The organism is Labrys sp. ALF-8 (assembly GCF_059699065.1).
This window is the reverse complement of the sequence record NZ_AP048537.1, coordinates 3618170-3636680: the sequence shown is the minus strand read 5'-3', so window position 1 is coordinate 3636680 and position 18511 is coordinate 3618170. Positions and strand designations below refer to the sequence as shown.

11 protein-coding genes are annotated in these 18511 nt (G+C 65.2%); 4 read left to right on the top strand and 7 right to left on the bottom strand.

The genetic code is table 11. The features are described 5' to 3' along the window. Positions 1-67: 67 nt before the first annotated feature. The 5 genes from AC6H34_RS16655 to AC6H34_RS16635 form a co-directional block, all read right to left on the bottom strand. Entirely contained in the window at positions 68-1309 is a 1242-nt protein-coding gene (locus AC6H34_RS16655) for a M16 family metallopeptidase (RefSeq protein WP_497539470.1), read from the bottom strand. A gap of 89 nt (positions 1310-1398) precedes the next feature. Next, positions 1399-2706, bottom strand: coding sequence for a M16 family metallopeptidase (locus tag AC6H34_RS16650; RefSeq protein ID WP_448148799.1), 1308 nt, complete (start codon positions 2704-2706; stop codon positions 1399-1401). 144 nt (positions 2707-2850) lie between these two features. After that, the gene (locus AC6H34_RS16645; protein WP_497539469.1) at positions 2851-4725 is read right to left on the bottom strand and encodes a caspase family protein; all 1875 of its coding nucleotides are present in this window, start codon (positions 4723-4725) and stop codon (positions 2851-2853) included. Between the two features lie 153 nt (positions 4726-4878). Beyond that, positions 4879-5439 (bottom strand): 16S rRNA (guanine(966)-N(2))-methyltransferase RsmD, encoded by a 561-nt coding sequence (gene rsmD / locus AC6H34_RS16640; RefSeq protein WP_497539468.1) that lies wholly within the window; start codon positions 5437-5439, stop codon positions 4879-4881. Positions 5440-5450: 11 nt separating this feature from the next. Beyond that, the gene (locus AC6H34_RS16635; RefSeq protein ID WP_497539467.1) at positions 5451-7508 is read right to left on the bottom strand and encodes a pseudouridine synthase; all 2058 of its coding nucleotides are present in this window, start codon (positions 7506-7508) and stop codon (positions 5451-5453) included. Between the two features lie 149 nt (positions 7509-7657). Here AC6H34_RS16635 and AC6H34_RS16630 point away from each other — a divergent pair, with 149 nt between their 5' ends. After that, positions 7658-8089 (top strand): nucleoside deaminase, encoded by a 432-nt coding sequence (locus tag AC6H34_RS16630; RefSeq protein ID WP_497539907.1) that lies wholly within the window; start codon positions 7658-7660, stop codon positions 8087-8089. 34 nt (positions 8090-8123) lie between these two features. Here AC6H34_RS16630 and AC6H34_RS16625 read toward each other — a convergent pair whose 3' ends face one another. Beyond that, complete coding sequence (locus tag AC6H34_RS16625; RefSeq protein WP_497539466.1) at positions 8124-10949, bottom strand: phospholipase D-like domain-containing protein; 2826 nt, start codon at positions 10947-10949, stop codon at positions 8124-8126. A gap of 445 nt (positions 10950-11394) precedes the next feature. Between AC6H34_RS16625 and AC6H34_RS16620 the strand changes: the two genes are divergently transcribed. The 3 genes from AC6H34_RS16620 to AC6H34_RS16610 all read left to right on the top strand — a co-directional run bounded on the left by AC6H34_RS16620 (position 11395) and on the right by AC6H34_RS16610 (position 16492). Continuing rightward, positions 11395-12069 (top strand): response regulator, encoded by a 675-nt coding sequence (locus AC6H34_RS16620; RefSeq protein WP_448148804.1) that lies wholly within the window; start codon positions 11395-11397, stop codon positions 12067-12069. Beyond that, positions 12059-13444 carry a sensor histidine kinase N-terminal domain-containing protein gene (locus tag AC6H34_RS16615; protein WP_448148805.1) on the top strand — a complete coding sequence of 462 codons (1386 nt, stop codon included), beginning with the start codon at positions 12059-12061 and terminating at the stop codon, positions 13442-13444. The genes AC6H34_RS16620 and AC6H34_RS16615 overlap by 11 nt, the downstream gene beginning before the upstream one ends. 228 nt (positions 13445-13672) lie before the next feature. Beyond that, positions 13673-16492 carry an autotransporter family protein gene (locus AC6H34_RS16610; protein WP_497539465.1) on the top strand — a complete coding sequence of 940 codons (2820 nt, stop codon included), beginning with the start codon at positions 13673-13675 and terminating at the stop codon, positions 16490-16492. Between the two features lie 100 nt (positions 16493-16592). On the opposite strand, the gene AC6H34_RS16605 is transcribed toward AC6H34_RS16610, so the two are convergent. Beyond that, entirely contained in the window at positions 16593-18317 is a 1725-nt protein-coding gene (locus tag AC6H34_RS16605; RefSeq protein ID WP_497539464.1) for a sulfatase-like hydrolase/transferase, read from the bottom strand. Between the last annotated feature and the right edge of the window lie 194 nt (positions 18318-18511).

The window sequence follows — 18511 nt, the reverse complement described above, 5'->3', positions numbered from 1 at the left end:
CCGCCGATCTGCCATTCCCGCGGAACGCCTCGCTCCCAAGACTGGGCCGCTCAGGGCTCGCTGCGTTTCAGGCGAGACCTTCGGGCTTGCCGACCGCAACGACGAAGGGCTTTCCCTTGCCGAACAGGCGCTGGGCCACGCGCCCGGTATCCTCGATCGTCACCGCTTCCACCAGGCCGTTGCGGCGATCGATGAAGTCGATGCCAAGCTGCTCGGTCTGGATCATGGTGAGCTGGTTGGCGATCTTGGTCGAGGCATCGAAGCGAAGCGCATAGGAGCCGGTAATGTACTTCTTGGCGCTATCAAGTTCCGCCTGCGTCGGCCCGGAGCGGGCGATCTCAGCCATCTCCGCCTCGATGATGGCGAGGCTCTCGGCCGCTCGATCATTGCGCGTCGCGACACCGCCACCGACGAAGGCGCTGCGGGCGAGCGCGCCGAGCTGGGTCGAAACCGAGTAGGCCAGGCCTTTTTCCTCCCGGACCTTCTGGAACAGCCGCGACGAGAAACTGCCACCGCCATAGATGTGGTTGAGCACGAAGGCGGCCATGTAGTCGGGATCGTCACGCTTCACGCCGGGCGTGGCGAACTGCAGCACGGTTTGAGGGACGTCGAGTTCGATGATCTTGTGTTCTCCCAGACCGGCAAGGCCGGCTTCCGGTACGACCTGCAGCAGCGCGGTGGTCGGCAGGGAACCGAACACCTTGTCGAGCATCTCCTCCGCGTCATGCGCGTCTATCGCGCCGACGATGGAGACGGTCAGCCCGTCCTTGGCGATCAGGCGGCGATGCTGGGCCGCCACATCGTCGCGGCTGATGGCGCCGATGCTCTCCAATGTGCCGCGCGGGGGGCGGCCATAGGGATGGTCCGGGAAGAGCCCCGCGAAAAAGGACAGGGACGCGATCGAGTTCGGATCGCTCGCCTCCCGCCGCAGGCTCGCCAGCAGGCTCTGCCGGATACGCTCGACGGCGCTTTCCTCGAAACGGGGTTCCGTGATGGCGTGATGCAGGAGATCGAAGCCGAAGCCCTTGCGGTCGGCGAGGGTACGCAGAGAACCATTGATCTGGTCCCTTCCCGCCTGGAACGACAGCTCAACGGCGTTCTCCTCCAGCGCACGCTGGAAAGCCTCGTCGTCATAGGGACCCGCGCCTTCGTCGAACAAGGCGGACATCATATGCGCCAGGCCCGCCCGGTCAGCCGGATCCTGCGCCGCACCGCCCTTGAAGGCGAAGTCGACTGCCACCAGCGGCACGGCATAATCCTCGACCAGCCAGGCTTCGATGCCGAGGGGCGAGACGATCTTCTGTATCATTGAATTACTCGGTGAGACCGGCGAATTCCGCCGATCATACAGGGAAATGAGCCAAACGTTCTTCGTTGACGACGGTGCGGGAAAGGCCGTCAGGCCTGCCCTTCGAGCAGGCCCACCACGGACTTTCCTTCGGCCAGGACCGCGCGTCCGACTTCGGGCAGGCGCTCGGCTGGAACCTCTGCGATGCGCTTGGGCCAGAGCTGCAGATCCTCGACCTTGCCGCCGACGGAGAGCATGGCACCGTAGTAGCGTGCCAGTGTCGACTGGCTGTCCTGCGCATAGATGGCGTCTGCCACCAGCCGGGTCTTGGCGCGCTCCAGTTCCTCGGGCGTGACGCCGTCGCTCACGATGCGCGAGACTTCCTCGTCGATCGCCGCTTCCAGCGTCTCGAAATTCACGTCCGGCATCGGAATTGCCCAGACGCCGAAACGGGTCTCGTCGACGGCCGAGCCGCCATAGAAGGCGCCGGCGGCCGAAGCCACCTTCCTCTCGACCACAAGCGAGCGATAGAGGCGCGAAGTCTGCCCCCCACCGAGGATCTGCGAGAGCAGGTCCAGCACCTCGCCTTCGCCATTGCGGGCGCGGATATAGGATGGCGCGCGCCAATGGCGCTGGTATATAGGCTGCTCCACGCGCTTGTCGGCGAGGCGCACGCGACGGTCGGCCCTCTGCAGGGGCTCCTGCGGGCGCAGGCGGGGCGGCGGCTCGGCGCGGCGCGCCACCTGGCCATAGGTAGCCTCGGCCAGTTCCCGGACCTCCGCCGCCGAGATATCGCCCGCCACGACCAGGGTGGCGTTGTTGGGCGTGTAGAAGCGGCTGTGGAATTCGATGGCGTCCTGGCGCGTCAGGCCCTCTATCTCGTCCTCCCAGCCGATGATCGGCGTGCCGTAGGGATGGTGCGTGAAGAGGGTCGAGGCGATCTCCTCGGCAAGCTGGGAGCCGGGATCGTTGTCGACGCGCATCTTGCGCTCCTCAAGCACGACGTTCCGCTCGGGATTGACGACCTCGTCAGTGAGGGCCAGGCCCGTCATCCGGTCGGCCTCGAAGGCCATCATCGCGCCCAGATGCTCCTTGGCCACGCGCTGGAAATAGGCGGTGTAGTCATAGGAGGTGAAGGCGTTCTCCTGGCCGCCGAGTTCGGCAACCTGCTTCGAGAAGCCGCCCGGATTCTTCTCCGTGCCCTTGAACATCAGATGCTCGAGGAAATGCGCGATACCGGACTTGCCCTTGGGCTCGTCGGCCCCGCCGACCTTGTACCAGATCATGTGCGTGACGACCGGCGCGCGGTGATCGGGAATGACGACGACATGCAGGCCGTTGTCGAGATAAAAATCGGAGATCGCCGGGCCCTGTGCATGTGACGCACCGCCGAGACCGGGGATAAGCGCAATCGTCATAGAAGATCCGATCGGGTGGGGAAGGAGAGTGAACCCAATATGGGCAGTAAAATACCTTTGTGAAGTCCCCTTAGCTCTAGGGCAATGGGGCTGCAAGCGACATTCATGGATCACGTGAAGAGCGAAGAGCCCCTATTCTCGCCGTCAGCGGTTGGCGAGCCTGTGGATTGCGTCGACGGTGGCGGCATCGAAACGGCCGGTCACCGGTCCGTCGATGAGTCCCCGGGCCTTCAATTCGGCCTGCATGGCGCGGCGAAATTCCACAGGCCAGGCGGCGGCCTTCTTGTCGGCCATCTGGCCAAACGCAAAGTCGTTGCCCGCCTGGAGTGCCTTGATCTCCCATTCCACAGCCTGCTGCGTGTCACGTTCGACGCCGGTGCCATGGGCGTAGCTGCTCGCCAGGTTGTTCATCCCCAACCCATCACCGGCCAGGGCTCCCTTGCGGTACCAGTCGTTGGCCTTGCGGGCATCCTGCGGCACGCCCAGGCCCCGTTCATGCGCCCAGCCGATTTCGGTCATTGCAGTAGCATCCCCCGCCGCAACGGACTTGAGATACCAGGTCATCGCCTCTCCATAGTCCCGCTTGACACCCTTGCCGTCCCGATACAGCAGGCCGATGTTCCGCATCGCGATTGCATTGCCGGCGTCAGCGGCCTTCCGATACCAGCCCATGGCCTCCCGGACATCCTTCCTGACGCCTATGCCGGATTCGTACATCGCTCCCAGGTCGTTCATGCCCACACTGTTGCCCGCGACGGCGGACTTGCGATACCAGCCGACCGCCTCCCCGATATCCTTCTTGACGCCGGTGCCATCCTCATAGAGCCGGCCGATATTGGCCATTCCAGCCGCGCTGCCCGCGTCGGCTGCCTTGCGATACCAGACCAGCGCCTGCGCATAATCCTCCGCAGCATCGAGCGCGCGACCATAGTTGAACATCAGCCGGCGGCTTTGCGGATCAGCGGCCGTTGCCTGCTCACAGGCAGGACGAGCCTTGTCCGGCTCGATGGCGCGGAACTCGATCCCCGGCGCCACTTTGTCCAGATCCGTCGCCGACCCGGCCAGCCGATCGCAGGCCGTGATCGTCCCCGCGCCAGCCGGAGGCGGAGGAGGCGTGATCGAGAGCGCAAGCTTGCTGCCGTCGGGCGCTATCGTCGCGGGAACTGGTCCGGCTACCGCGCCGGCCGGGGGGCCTGTGTTCGCGACGGGCTGAGGCGCCTGCGTAACCGCGACCGGGGATGGCTCCTCCCGCACCAGCACCATGGCTCCCTGGGGAAGATCGTCCTGCACCACGTCGGGGACTTGCCGTCCGCTGGTCTCCGTGCGCACCTTGTCGCGCAGGCCGCGAAAGACATCGTCGATGCGCTGGCCCGTGACTGTGATGCCGGCCGCGAAAGCGCGAGCGAACGGGCTGCCCGCGCCATCCTCGCCATCGCTCGCCGTCTCGCCGAGACGCGTCGACAAGCCGATGAAGAGGCTCGCATTGTCGGGGGTCTCGATGCGGGCGAAGCCGCGCCCGGTTCCGCCGGCGGCGCGGGTGACTCGCGGATCGTTCCGACAGGCATCCACGAAGATCAGCGTGGCGCGGGCACGGCCGGACAAGGATTGCACGACATCGTCGAGCGGGATTCCGCCCGAGCGCAGCACGCGTTCCGAGGCGGAGGTGACATCGGCCGATGTCGACATCAGGACGCTAACGGGCCGCAGGCCGTCACTCACGGCAAAGCCATGGCCTGCAAAATAGAACAGGGCGATATCCGCAGACCGCGCCCGCTCGGCAAAGTCACCGAGCGCGCGGTCGAACGCGGCCAGATCGGCATTCTCAACGACACTGGTGTCGAAGCCGATCTTCCTGAGGCTGGCGGCGACGAGCCCCGCATCGGCAAGGGGATTGGCGAGCGGGGCATTTCGATAGGCGGCATTGGCAACGATCAGCGCCACCCGCTTGTCAGCCCAGGCGGGAGAGGCCGCCGCAACCAGCATGATCACGCCGACCAGCCATCTGATCCCCGATACCATCCCGCACCCCCGAGCCATCGAACCATGATAGGAACAACCCATCCAGCCTGACAATATCGACGGTCACGACATGCCGGCAGTGCCCGAAGTCACAATATCGGCTGCAGGATTTCGGCTTGTGACAGGCCGGCAGGCTCACGCCGGCCTGCTGTCTCACCCGCGTTCATGGACGAGGAAGCTCAGCCGCGTTCCCGCGTAGTCGCGCTGATCTGCGAGTGCGAAGGCGGGCGGCGCTTCGAGCGGCGCGTCGACCGCTTCCTCGACCACGCAGAGCGCACCCTTCGTAAGCCAGCCGCCATCGGCCAGGCTCGCAAGGGCCAGCGAAGCGAGGTTCCTGCCATAGGGTGGGTCGAGAAAGGCGAGCGAGAACGGCTCGCCAGGCCCGATGGCACCCAGCCGCGTCGCATCGCGACGGAACAGGCGCGTGCGGCCGCCAAGCGACATCGCCTCGATATTCGTCCGGATGAGACCGCGGGCCTCCGTGCCTTCATCGACGAACGTGACGAAACGGGCGCCGCGCGAAAGCGCCTCGAATCCAAGCGCGCCCGTGCCGGCGAACAGATCGATCACCCGTGCATCGCGCACGGGATCGTCATAGCCGTGAGCGAGAATGTTGAAGAGGGTCTCGCGCAGGCGATCCGAAGTCGGACGGATCACGTCCGACTTCGGAGTCGCCAGATGCTTGCCGCGGAACTGCCCGCCGATGATGCGCATCGCAGCCCCGATCAGCCTCCCCGGCGCGGACCGCGCGGCCCGCCGGCGCCCGGCTTGCCGCCGGAGCGCGGCTTGAACGGCCGATCACCTCCCTCGCGGTCGCGGAACGGCTTGCGGGGACGCTCGCCGCCTTCGTCGCGATCGCGGAAGGAAGGACGCGGCTTGAACGGACGGTCGCCGCCGCCCTCATTGCGGTCGCGGAAACTCGGACGAGGCTTGAACGGACGCTCCTCGGCACCTTCACGCGCACCGAACGGCTTGCGCGGACGCTCGCCGCCTTCGTCGCGATCGCGGAAGGAGGGACGCGGCTTGAAGGGACGTTCCTCGGCGCCTTCGCGCGCACGGAACGGCTTGCGCGGACGCTCGCCACCATCATCCCGATCACGGAACGAAGGGCGCGGCTTGAAGGAGCGCTCGCCGCCTTCATCACGGTCGCGGAACGCAGGACGCTTGCTGCGCTTGGCCGGCTTCTCTTCCTCGACGTCGGAGACGCGCTGCACCAGCACGCGGCGACCCTTGCGATCCTCGACGAGTGCGCCACGGATCACGCGTTCCTTGCCACCTTCCTGCGCCTTGACGCGAAGGCCACGGCCGGATTTGGCGGGCTTCTCGACAGGCTTGGCCGCCAGTTCGCCACGCTCGAAAGCCGGAGCCTCGAACTCGCATTCGGCCTCGGAAATCAGGTCCGGCCCAAGCTGCTCGATCAGCACCCGCGTCTTCACTTCCTCCACCGCTCCCTCGGCGAGGTCGCCGAGCTGGAAGGGGCCGTAGGAGACACGGATCAGGCGGTTCACCTCGAGCCCAATGGAACCGAGCACATTCTTGACTTCGCGGTTCTTGCCTTCGCGCAGGCCAAGCGTGAGCCAGGAATTGGAGCCTTGCTCCTTGTCGAGCTTGGCTTCGATGCGGCCGTAGTCGACACCATCGATGGTGAGCCCCTCGAACAGTTTATCCAGCTTGACCTGATCGGTCTCGCCGAAAGCGCGAACACGGTAACGCCGCAGCCAGCCGGTCTTGGGCAGTTCGAGCTGGCGGGCGAGGCCACCGTCATTGGTCAGCAGCAGCAGGCCTTCGGTGTTGATGTCGAGGCGGCCCACGGACATCACGCGCGGCAGCGAGGGATCGAGGTTCTCGAACACCGTGGGACGGCCTTCCGGATCCTTCTCGGTCGTCACAAGCCCCCGCGGCTTGTGGTAGAGCCAGAGGCGGGTGCGTTCGCGTTTGGGCAGCAGCTTGCCATCCACCGTGACCTTGTCGGTGGGCAGCACGTTGCGGGCAGCGCTGGTCAGGACCTCGCCGTTCACCACGACGCGGCCTTCCTCGATCCAGCCCTCGGCATCGCGGCGCGAGCCGAGCCCTGCCCGTGCGATCACCTTGGCGATGCGGTCACCGGCGAACTCGCCCTCGGCCTCCGCCGGCTTGGCGACTGCCTGGCGCGGCTCGGCGGCCTTTTCGGGTCGGCGGGGCGCCGGCCTCTCAGGACGCTTCTCGCGGCGTTCGTCGAAACGTGGCTCAAAGGCAGAACGGCCCTCGCGCGGCTCGAACGAAGTTTCGAAGCGACGCGTGCGGAAGGGGCGATCCTCGCGATCCTCGCGGTTCGCCCGGAACGGACGGTCTCCACCTTCGCCGCGCTGGGCATCGGTGCGGGGACGGAAGGGCCGATCGCCGCGCTCGCCGCCCTCGCGGTCCTCACGCGGGCGGTAGGAGCGGCGCGGAGCCTCTCCGCTCTCGTCGCGATCCCTGAACGAGGCGCGCGGCTTGTGGGGACGGTCGCCCCCGGCATCGCGGTCGCGGAAGGGGCGGCGCGCCGGGCGGGCTTCGGCATCGTCACCCTCCCGCGGCTTGAAGCGGCTGGGGTGGCGTTCGCCGTCATTGCGCTCGGCAAAGGAACGCGCGGGGCGCTTCGCCCCCGCCTCGCGCCCTTCCCCTTCCGGGCGGTCGCGGAAGGAGCGGCGCGGTGGCGCATCGCCGCCTATGCCGCGGCGGCGGCCCTCGCCGGTCCCGGAAGGCTTCTTGCCGCCGCGCGGGGGCTTGCGGTCATCGCCGCCAGATCGTTTATCGTCGGACATCAATGGCTCCCAGAGCAAAGCGCGGTCGGTAGCGGCGCTCCTTGCTCTAGCTCTTTGTTTTGGAGCGTCTTTGCGATTAGAGGTGATTCCATCAAATCGCAAACGCTTTGGCAGAAAAGGCGGCATGTCACGAGATGAAGCGCTCGATCATGGAACTGGCGCTGGAAGAAGCACGTGCCGCCGCAGGTCGCGGGGAGGTACCTGTCGGCGCGGTCGTCGTCAAGGACGGAATGGTGCTGGCGCGTGAAGGAAATCGCACCTTGGAGCTCGCAGACCCCACCGCCCATGCCGAAATGCTCGCCATCCGCGCCGCTGCCCGGTCGCTGGGGAGCGAAAGACTCGTCGGAGCCGACCTCTATGTGACCCTGGAGCCCTGCCCGATGTGCGCGGCGGCGATCTCCTTCGCCCGCATCCGCCGCCTTTATTTCGGTTGCGACGATCCGAAGGGCGGAGCGGTCGAAAACGGCGTGCAGTTCTATGCCTCGCCCACTTGCCATCACCGGCCGGAGGTCTATTCGGGCATCGACGCGACGGAAGCCCGCGACCTGCTACAGGGTTTCTTCCGGGAGAGACGGGGGTAGACGACGCCCCGACAGGGAGCAGGGATATGCCGCCTCAATCGTCCATCTCGGCGAGATACTCGCTGAGGCGCATCACCCTGCTGCCGGAGCTTTCCGTGAGCGGCTGGCCCGGGGGCACGAGTTGCGGCTTCCTTCGCACGAACTCGACCGCCCTCACCGGATTGGCGCGCTGCCAGTCAATGTCGAGGGCATCGCCGTAGTAGCGCGCGAGATCGGGGTTCTCGAAGATGATCGAGGCGTCGCGATTGACGCTCACGCCCTGACTGCTCCAGTTGTGGCTGCCGATGAGCACGCGCTCGCCATCGACGACCATGCCCTTGGTGTGATGGTTCTCGACGGCACGCAGGCGGTTGTCCACGTCGATACCCTTCGACTTGAAATACCACGCGACATGACGGTTGTCGGAGAACTCCCTGTTGCCGGTGCGCAGCAGCACCCGGGCATCCTCCAGTGTCCTCAGCTTATCGGCCAGCGCATCGATCAGTTCGTCGATGTTGCCGCGATGCACCCTAGGATCGCGACGCATGCCGATATAGGGAATCTGGAACCACAGGCTCCGGCGTGCCGAACGGATCAGGCGGAGCACGGCATCGGTGTAGACGCGCCCTTCCAGGTCAGGCGTCAGAAGCGGCGTCGCCCTGACCGTGCCCGTCACCACCAGCGGGGCGAGAACGCGTGAGGGCGGGCGACGCTCCTCCACGGCTGCTTCCAGGCCAGAGAGCGGCACGAGTACCATCGGCTCGGGCGCGGCCACCGTTTCCTCGCGCGCCGAAAGTTCGCGTGAACGCCTGATGTCCTGGAGGATGTGGTTGCGGAAGCGCGCGGCCAACCCCGGGCTATGCATCACCACATGCCAGTCGCGATTGCCGGGCAGATCCCTGGTTTCTGCATTCTCCAGTTGCTCCCGGCTCACGATGGGCTGGCTCGACGTGTTCTTCCAGTTGCCGGAAGACAGCCAGAGCCAGTCGTCGTCACGAACCGTGACCTTGATGTGGTAGGCCATCATGATCAGGCCCCTGGGCCCCTCGGGAACGGTGACGACATCGAAACGCTCGCCATAGCGCGCGCGCCAGGCCTCGAAGCGGGGCCGGGCTTCGAACTCCAGCGTCCCGGCAGGCTCCGACCCCGCGCCGGGCTCCCCTGCCTTCGGCTCGGGCAGGGTCACGTTGTCGAGCGCTAGCGCCATGGAAGCCTCGCTTTCCAGCGCTTCTCCCACGAGATCGGCGATGGCGGCGCCCTTGAATTCGTACATGGCGGAAACGAGCTTCCTGCGCGCACCGGCCTTGAGGAAGGCCGACAACTCCTCGAAGCCATATTCCGGGCTGACGTGAGCGCGCACCGTCATGGGCTCGACGATCTGGGCGAGGACGAAATCCGCCCCCTGGCGGGCGTCGTCGTCATAGGCGATCCCGCCTGCCGCCTCGAGGGCACCGCGGGCGTCGAGCTGCTCGCCGACATCCGCCGCTTCATAGCGGACCGGATGCCCCAGGAAGGCGGCAGGCCTGCTCCTCCTCGCCTCCTCCAGCCGCGACGGCCGCACCGACACGGCGATGCAGGGCGTGTCGCCAATGCGCGCGCCGTCATCGAGGAATCCGACCCGGGCGGCGAGGATACCCCCATCGGAACAGGAATCGATGAAGGCGGTCACGGCGGCCTCGATATCCCTATTCTCGGCTGCAGGGCCGTCGACACTCACCTTCCCGGCGCCGGAAATCCTGATGGTAACGGTCACGGCGGCCGGCTCGACCTGGAAGGGTACGTCCTGGGAGGGAGGGGAAGCAGGCGGGGCAGCGGGTGCCGGCCCGGTGGTCTCCACGCTCGGCGGCCGCAGCCATAGCCGGCCCTTCACATAATCACGCAGGACGCGGGCCGGCACGGCCTGGTTCTCCTTCATATAGACCCCGGCGAAATGAAGGCCGACCACTTCCCCGGTCGCCATCGCCACCACGCAACTGCCCGACGAACCGCCGAGAGTGGTGCAGTCATGCGTCATGCGCGCCGGGCCTTCGGCGATGAGATAGCCAGGCGCCAGGCGCTTGACGTCATAGAAACCGCGATAGAGCTGCTGCATCAATCCCTGGTCGGGGATGATCGAGGCGGGCGCACGCGCGGGATAGCCGATGGCGCATAGAGGCCAGGCGGGATCTGTCGCTCCTTCCGCGATCGGCAGGGGCGACAGGGTGCCGATCGGCGCCCCGGCCGAAAGTCTCAGAAAGGCGATATCGACGGCGCTTTCCTCCGGCTCGATGAAGAGCACGCTCTCGATGGGAAGGCTGACGCCGCCATCCGCCCGGTCCCGGAAATGGCCGGTATCGAGATTCACCGACAAGGGTTCGCCATTGGAACCGATGCGGAAGCTGAAGCCTGCCCCGCTCCGCCGCGCGAAGAGTTCGGCGACGTGACGATTGGTGGCGACGATGCCGTCGTCGATGATCCAGCCGGTCCCGACGAAGGGCATGCTGGCGAAGCCGTCGACGTCGATGCGGCCGATGCGCGTCAGAAGCGGCTCCATCCTGGCCCGGCAGGCGGCAAGACTCTCGCGAAGCTTCGCAGCCTCCGGCCCGAGAATGGCGGCATCGTCGAGGTCGAAGGACATCGGCGCGGTGTCCTTGGGCGGCAAGGCGAAGAAGACCGGCCGCTCCCGGTCGACGATCGCCTCCAGCGCGCCTCTGTTCGTTCGGCGGATCACATCGGTGATGTCAGGTCCCCCGGCATCCGGACGGGCGGGTGCGGGACCTGCGCCAAGGCTTTCGAAGCCTAGCCGGGCAGGCGCTCCGAGCAACAGAGCATAATGACTGGCCAGATCCGGATTGCGCCGGAGCAGCCGCCGCACGAAATCCTCGGCTTCTTCTCGTGTCATCGAGAGTCCCCGCTGAGCAATCCCTGCCTTATTCTCACATCTATAACATGGAACAGAAATCAATACGGCAATATTTGTCTATGACTTCGTCGTTACATGATCCCTGACCCTCTCGACTGCCGGGCTAGAATGAAGGTCCGAACGTTGCTGCCAAATTCACGTATCCTCGAAGCGTTCTTGCGCTATGGTCAGCGCCCAATCGAGATTCGACCGGGATGCGAGGAGGCTATTCATGGGCGAACCATCCATCGTTCACCTGCTGGTCCTGCTGGTAATCCTGGCCGTCCCCGTGGGCCTGCTTGTTCTGGTCATCCGGTGGAAGCCGCATCGCTGAGACATGATGCGTGAAAGATCCGGCTGCGGGTGCGGAAAGCAGCCATTTGCTTCCTGGTGCTTCATCCCCGTAAAATCACGAGACGAACCGTTCCCGCCATACGACAGGCTCATGCGTATCCTTCTGGCCGAAGACAACCGCGATCTGTCCGAGTGGGTGAGCCGCCTGCTGCGCCAGAGCAACTATGTCGTGGATTGCGTGCATCGCGGCGATGAAGCCGACGTCGCCCTGCAATCGCAGGACTACGCCCTCCTCATCCTGGATCTCGGTCTTCCCGACATCGACGGCATCGAGGTGCTCCGACGCCTGCGGGCGCGCGGCGACCATACGCCCGTTCTCGTCCTCACCGCCAATGACGCCGTTTCCAGCCGGGTACGCGGGCTCGACAGCGGCGCCGACGACTACCTGGTCAAGCCCTTCGAAGTGGAAGAGCTGGAGGCGCGCATCCGGGCCCAGCTTCGGCGCGGCCGGGGGCGCTTCGAGCAGGTGGTCGCCTATGGCGCCCTGGCCTTCGATAGCCAGTCGCGCAGCTTCTCGCTGCACGAGGCTCCCCTCGCCTTCACCCCGCGCGAACATGCCGTGCTGGAAACGCTGATCCTCAATGCCGGTCGTCCCGTGCCCAAGGAACGGCTGGTGGAAAATGTCTTCGGCTTCGACGACGATGCGGGGCCGAGCGCCGTGGAGGTCTACGTCCACCGCGTGCGCAAGAAGCTCGAGGGCAGCGACGTCGGCATCATCACGCTGCGGGGTCTCGGCTACATGCTGCGGCGCGCCGATGTCGCGTAGCCTGCGCCGCGAGCTCCTCGCCTGGCTGGTTCTGCCGCTCCTGGCGGTGGTCAGCTTCAATGTCTGGAACACCTACTCGGATGCCCGCGACACCGCCGACCTCCTGACCGATCGCACGCTGATCTCCTCCGCGCGCTCCATCGCCGAGAACATCCACGAGAGCGACGGCGTCATTCAGGCGCCGATACCGCCTTCCGCGCTGGAGATGTTCGCCACGGACGACCGCGACCACGTGATCTACCGCGTCAACGGGCCGCGTGGCGAACTCGTCGCCGGATACCCGGATACGCTGCCGCCTCCGCAGACGCCGACTAATTTCCGGCATATCTACTACGAGGCAACCTATCGCGGCGAGGCCGTGCGGGCGGTCGTCCTGGCCCAGCCCGTGGTTTCGAGTACCGGCAAGAATGGCGAAGCGCTCGTCATCGTCGGGCAGACCCTGCGTAGCCATGACAGGCTGGTGAAGAGCCTGTGGATCAAGGCCCTGCGCGACGAAGTGCTGCTCGTCGCAGTGGCGGGCATCCTCGCCGTGCTGGGCCTCCAGCGCGGCCTCACGCCGCTGCTGCGCCTTCGTGACGAGGTACGGCAGCGCGGCCCGGATTCTCTGGAACCGCTCGACAGCCGCGGTGTCCAGGTCGAACTGAAGCCCCTCGTGCTCGCCCTCAACGAAGCGCTCGCCCAGGTGCAGCGCCAGGTCGCGGCGCAAAGGCGCTTCGTGGCCAATGCCGCCCATCAGTTGCGTACCCCCCTCGCCCTCTTGAAGGCGCAGGTCGGCGTAGGCCTGCGGGCACCCAGCGCTTCGGCAGCGAGGGAATCCCTCTCGGCGGCCGGTGCGACGGTGGAAGGCATGACCCGTCTTTCCAACCAGCTCCTGAGCCTCGCCCGCGCCGAGCAGGGCAGCGCGCTCCTCCATAGGGAAAGGGTCGATTTCAACGGCCTCAGCCGAGAAGCGGTGGGGGATCTCGCCATCATGGCGGTGGAGCGTGGCATCGACCTGGGCTTTGACGAAGCCCCCGCACCCCTGCCCGTCAACGGCCACCCCACCCTGCTGCGCGAGATGGTGACGAACCTGGTCGAAAATGCCCTGCGCTACACATCCGCGGGAGGTACGGTCACCGTACGCATGCGAGCGACCGGCGGCTCCACTGTCATCCTGCGCGTTGAGGACAATGGCCCGGGCATACCGGCCGATGAGCGCGAAAAGGTCTTCGAGCGCTTCTATCGCCGCCTCGGCAGCGGCATTGAAGGCACAGGCCTCGGCCTCGCCGTGGTGAAGGAGATCGTGTCCTCCCACGAAGGCCAGATCGAACTGGCCGACCGCTTGCCCCTGCCCGGCCTGGTGGTCATCGTTACGCTGCCGGCGCTTGCATCGTGAGTGTTCATCAAGGCGATACTACGCTTGCTCTCGGTATTTCCTAGAGTAATTTATTGTAAATATCTCATGTATGTTGCAATTTTGCCACTTTAGGTTGAATTATTCCACCTATGATAGCAAAAAATCCATCAGTATAAGCATTTTGTGCCAATCGTGATCAATTTATAAAATACTCCTGGCTTTTTAAAAATTATAGTTCCGCAACTCGAATGTCAGGAGAATCGCGGAATGGCGAAGATCAATCTGAAACTGTACATGCTCTGCAGCACCGCGATACTTCTTCCTGCAACCATCGCGCCGACTGTCATCGCCGCTTCGCCGGCTGCGGCGCAGAGCGTCTCGATGACGGGAAGCAACTCGGCGATCGCCTACAACCACACCACGTGCGACGTGGTGACCATTTCCATGAATCCGGCTTGCGGACTGGTGATCACGTCGATCGCCAATCCAACGAACGGCGCGACCTATACGAATACGGCACGTGATCTGGTCGTCGGCACCAATAGGACGGACAGCAACAGCGGCCCGACGGCGAACGGACGGATCGAAATCACCAATGGCGGTGTCGTCACCACGGCCCGCGGCTGGCTTGGTTACGAAGCCGGGACGACCGGAGTAGGCCTCATCAGCGGCCCTGGCTCACTGTGGAAGGCGAACGGCACCTTCAATGTGGGCTTTTGGGGCGACGGATATCTCACCATTCAGGATGGTGGCCATCTGCAAACCAATAACGGGTATATCGGCCATGCGAGCTATGGCGAGGTGCTGATCACGGGTGTCCACGACAATGGCGACGGCACCTTCACCCGTTCGACCTGGGATCGCAATGGCAATCAGTTTCAGTCCGTCGGTGGCGGCCATCCTTCGACGATCTACCAGGTGCCGGCCGAGCAGGGCACCGGCGTCCTGACGATCGAGGACGGCGGCCTGATGAAGAGCGCAGGCGGATTTATCGGTGCACAGCCCGGTGCCACGGGCATCGTGACGGTAAGCGGCATCGATGCAGCATCGGGCTATCACTCGGAGTGGCAGAGCACGAGCGGCATGTATGTCGGCTGGCAGGGGACCGGCACGCTCAACATTCTCGAGGGCGGACAGGTCACCAGCGCCGGCGGCGCCGTGGGCTACAGCACTGGTGCAGCCGGGCATGCCGTGATCGATGGCGCGTCCTCTCTGTGGAACGCCGGGACTTCGCTGACCATAGGCAATCTCGGTACAGGCGTCGTGGACGTCAGCAACGACGGCACGTTGCAGGTGTCCGGATCCGTGCTGCTTGGCCTCGCACAGGGGAGTAGCGGCACGTTGAACGTGGGCGCGGGCGGCCGGGCCGGCATCGTCGCGGCTTCTTCGATCATTGGGGGAGCGGGGACCGCGGTCGTCAATTTCAATCACGTCGACGATATCGATTTTACCGTACCGATCAGCGGAACGACCGCCGTCAACCAGATGAACAGCGGCACGACCACCCTGTTCGGCTCCAATACCTATAGTGGCCTCACAACGGTGAGCGCCGGCACCCTGCGAGCAGGCGCAGGCAGCGTGTTCAGCGCCAGTTCGATCCATGATGTCGGTCCCGCCGGCACGCTCGACCTGCAGGGTTTCGACCAGACCGTCGCCGGCATGAACAATGCAGGTCTCGTTGCGACCAACGGCACCGGTCCGGGAACGACGCTGACGGTCACCGGCAATTACGTCGGGCAGGGCGGCACACTCGCGCTGAATACCTATCTGGGCGATGATGCTTCGCCGACGGACATGATGGTTGTGAACGGCAACGCCTCGGGCTCGACCACGCTGTCGATCGCCAATGCCGGCGGCCCCGGCGCCCTGACCACCAAGGACGGCATCAAGGTGGTGCAGGTCGATGGGAACTCCACCTCGGACGCCTTCCGCCTCGCCCGGACCCTGACGGCCGGCGCCTATGACTACAACCTGTTCTATGGCGGCGTCACCGACCCGGGCGACCAGGACTGGTACCTGCGCTCGGTCGGCGCGTCCGCCTCGACGCAGACGGCGCTGCCCTATGCGGACACGCTGGTGAACTACGCCGAGGCGACGCTGGGCACGCTGCAGCAGAGGACCGGCAACCGCGTCTGGCCGAACGGCACGCCGCCCGAGGCGATCTGGTGCAAGGACCCGTCCCGCAACTTCCGCTGCACCCCGACCGGCGAGCAGAACGCCTCCTATGCCGACGGCAGGCCGGTGATCTACGGCCAGGGCGCCTGGGGGCGCATCGGCGGCCAGTATGCCTCCTACGATCCCAGGACAGGCTCGGCCTACACCCAGTCCCTCGGCTTCCTGCAGGCCGGCTATGAGGGCGTGGCCCATGAGAACGGCTCGGGCGAACTGACGCTCGGCGCCTTCGCCACCATCGGCACCTCGCGCGCCGAGATCGACGTCTCGCCCGACCCGGTGACCAAGGCGGCGCGCAGCGGCAAGATCACCTCGACCGGCTACGGGCTCGGCGGCAACCTGACCTGGCTCGGCCAGGACGGCTTCTATGCCGATGCGGTCGGCCAGTTCACCTGGTATGAGTCGGACCTGTCCAACAAGGCGGGCGGCGGCAATTCGGGCTGGTCCTCGGTGCTGAGCCTGGAGGCGGGCAGGCGCTTCGAGCTCGGCTCGGGCTGGGCGCTGGTGCCCCAGGCCCAGCTCGCCTGGGCCCATGTCGACTTCGACAGCTTCACCGACCTCAACGGCGCCCGCGTCGCCCTCGGCGACGGCGACAGCCTGAAGGGCCGGCTCGGCCTGCGGGTCGAGAACCTGGCCAGCTGGAAGAACCAGCAGGGCAGGACCGACCGCCTGCAGCTCTACGCCGTCGCCAATCTGAGCTACCAGTTCCTGGACGGCACCTCGGTCGAGGTGGCCGGCTCCTCCTTCACCCAGCAGAACAAGCGCCTGTGGGGCGAGGTCGGCCTGGGCGGCAGCTATGCCTGGAACGACGAGTGGAGCCTCTATGGCGAGGCCGACTATGCCGCCGCCCTCTCCTCCGGCTCCGGCGACAACTATGCCGTCAAGGGTACCGCAGGCCTCAGATACAGGTGGTAATTCGATCCACAGAGACAAAGAAGGGGCGTTACCTTGCCAGGTAAGCGCCCCTTCCTTGTATTCAAATCAGCCCCGAAGACGATCTCTCGCTACCGCATCCTCAATGGGCCAGACTGCCGCCCGGGTGAAGCATCGCGCTCTGGACAACGGGTACCACGGCGTCCTTGGGCATGCTCTCGAGAGAGACCGTCTCCGAAGGTTCCGCTGGCGTCGCGTCGCTCGAAAAGTGCGAAACCCGGTACCGGTCGCCCGGCAGCTTCTCGACCTCCATATATTTGGCCCGCCCGAAGGGCATGGTGCCGTTCACATAGAAGATCGAGGGATCGTACTGCTTGACGTTGACGCCGGAGCCCATGGCCTCGGCCACGAGTTGCATGAGCTGGAACTGCGTGGGCCGATCCATCCGCTGGAATTCAGCGGCTATGGCGGAGTCCGGACGGTTCGTCATCAGGATGACCGGCACCACGGCGGTCGGCAGATGACGGATGAGGTGGCCCCAATAGCCTCCCTCTCCCATCAACTCATTGTGGTCGGACGTAACGAAGACATAGACGGGATCCTTTTCGCCCAGAAAGGCCTGGATGATGTCGCTCGTGCTGCGATCCCAGCATTGCAGGCCGGTGTCGTAGCGCGCGCGCCTCGCTTCATCATCGCTGTCGTCCGGCGCCTCGAAGGTCCTGAAATCGCCGACATATTTCTTGCAGTTATCCAGATAGGGCTCGTGATCGGCGCGCTGGTGCACATAGATGAACCGGCGCGGCGCAGGAGGCACGCCCTTCACATCCTCGGCGAGCGATTCCTCCGGCGACATCTCGGCCTTTTCGTCATAGGTCTCGACCGTCTTCTCCTCGAGCACGTGGCGCGCACCGCCCGCGATCTGCATCGTGGTGATCGCCTGGGCCGAGTAGTAGTAGCTCTTGAAATCGCCGGTATTGGCGACATCAAAGATGTTCATGGGCTGGCGATCGGGCAGATTGGGAAAATAGACCAGCCGGAGTGCCGAGGGAACGCTCGCCAACGTGGCGACACCCCCCGAAAATCCGATCTTCGCCATCATGTGCCAACCGGGCGGAGGGGCGTTCAGGAAATGGGCGAGGCCCGGCGTAGTGGCTCGCTTCCAGCCGAAGATGGAAAGCCGCGCGGGGTTGATCGATTCCCCCATCACCATCACCACCGTCGCCTTGCCCTCGGGAACGGGAACAGGCGCAATGGTATGATCGGCAAGCGGGTTGAGGCTGCTGGGCGGCGCGGCTACCTCGGTCTCGCGCATCGCCAGCACCCCGACATTCGTCGCAGCCGTGGCTGACGCCGAATAGCTGCCGGCCTGGATGGCGGCGGGAAGGCCATGGACGCTCCAGCGCGCGACCACGCCAACCAGGGCGAGCGCCAGGACCACGGAGAACACAGCCGACCTGCTACCCCGGAACGGCCGGAAGATCGAGATCAGGCCAAGAAGAACGGCTGGTGCCAGGGCCGTCAGCAGCGGCATCACGAACTGGCTCTCGATGTGAGCGCCCGTCGTGACGGAGTCGGCCGTGTCGCTGAAGAAGAGCTGTACCTGCTCCGGTGTCAGTGGCGCGCCGAAATAAACCAGCGAGCACAGCCAGATCGTCTGGTTGAGGAGGATCAGGACGATGACGGCCATGCGGAACCAGGTTCCCGCCGACAAGGCGAACAGAACCGAGAAAATGCCGATCGTCAGGAAATATTCCTTCTTCACGAAGGGATGGATGGCAAATCCCTTGTAGTGGAGGAACAGGTCGGGAGCGCTCAGCAGCAGGAAGACTACCACGATCTCGACAGCGGCGCCTGCGATCGACCGCAATATGCCCTGCGAATGCGAAACCGGATTCCTTTGAAATACAGACGTCACAAAAGCCAACTAAATATACCTTCGAAAAAGATCCGGGCTAATGCGCCCGAGGCAACAGGCAATGAATACCGCCCCCGGCAACTCCGGCGGGCGTGATTATTGCTGTTTAACACATGCTGCCGCCTCGTGTGAAGCTTGCGGTGCGA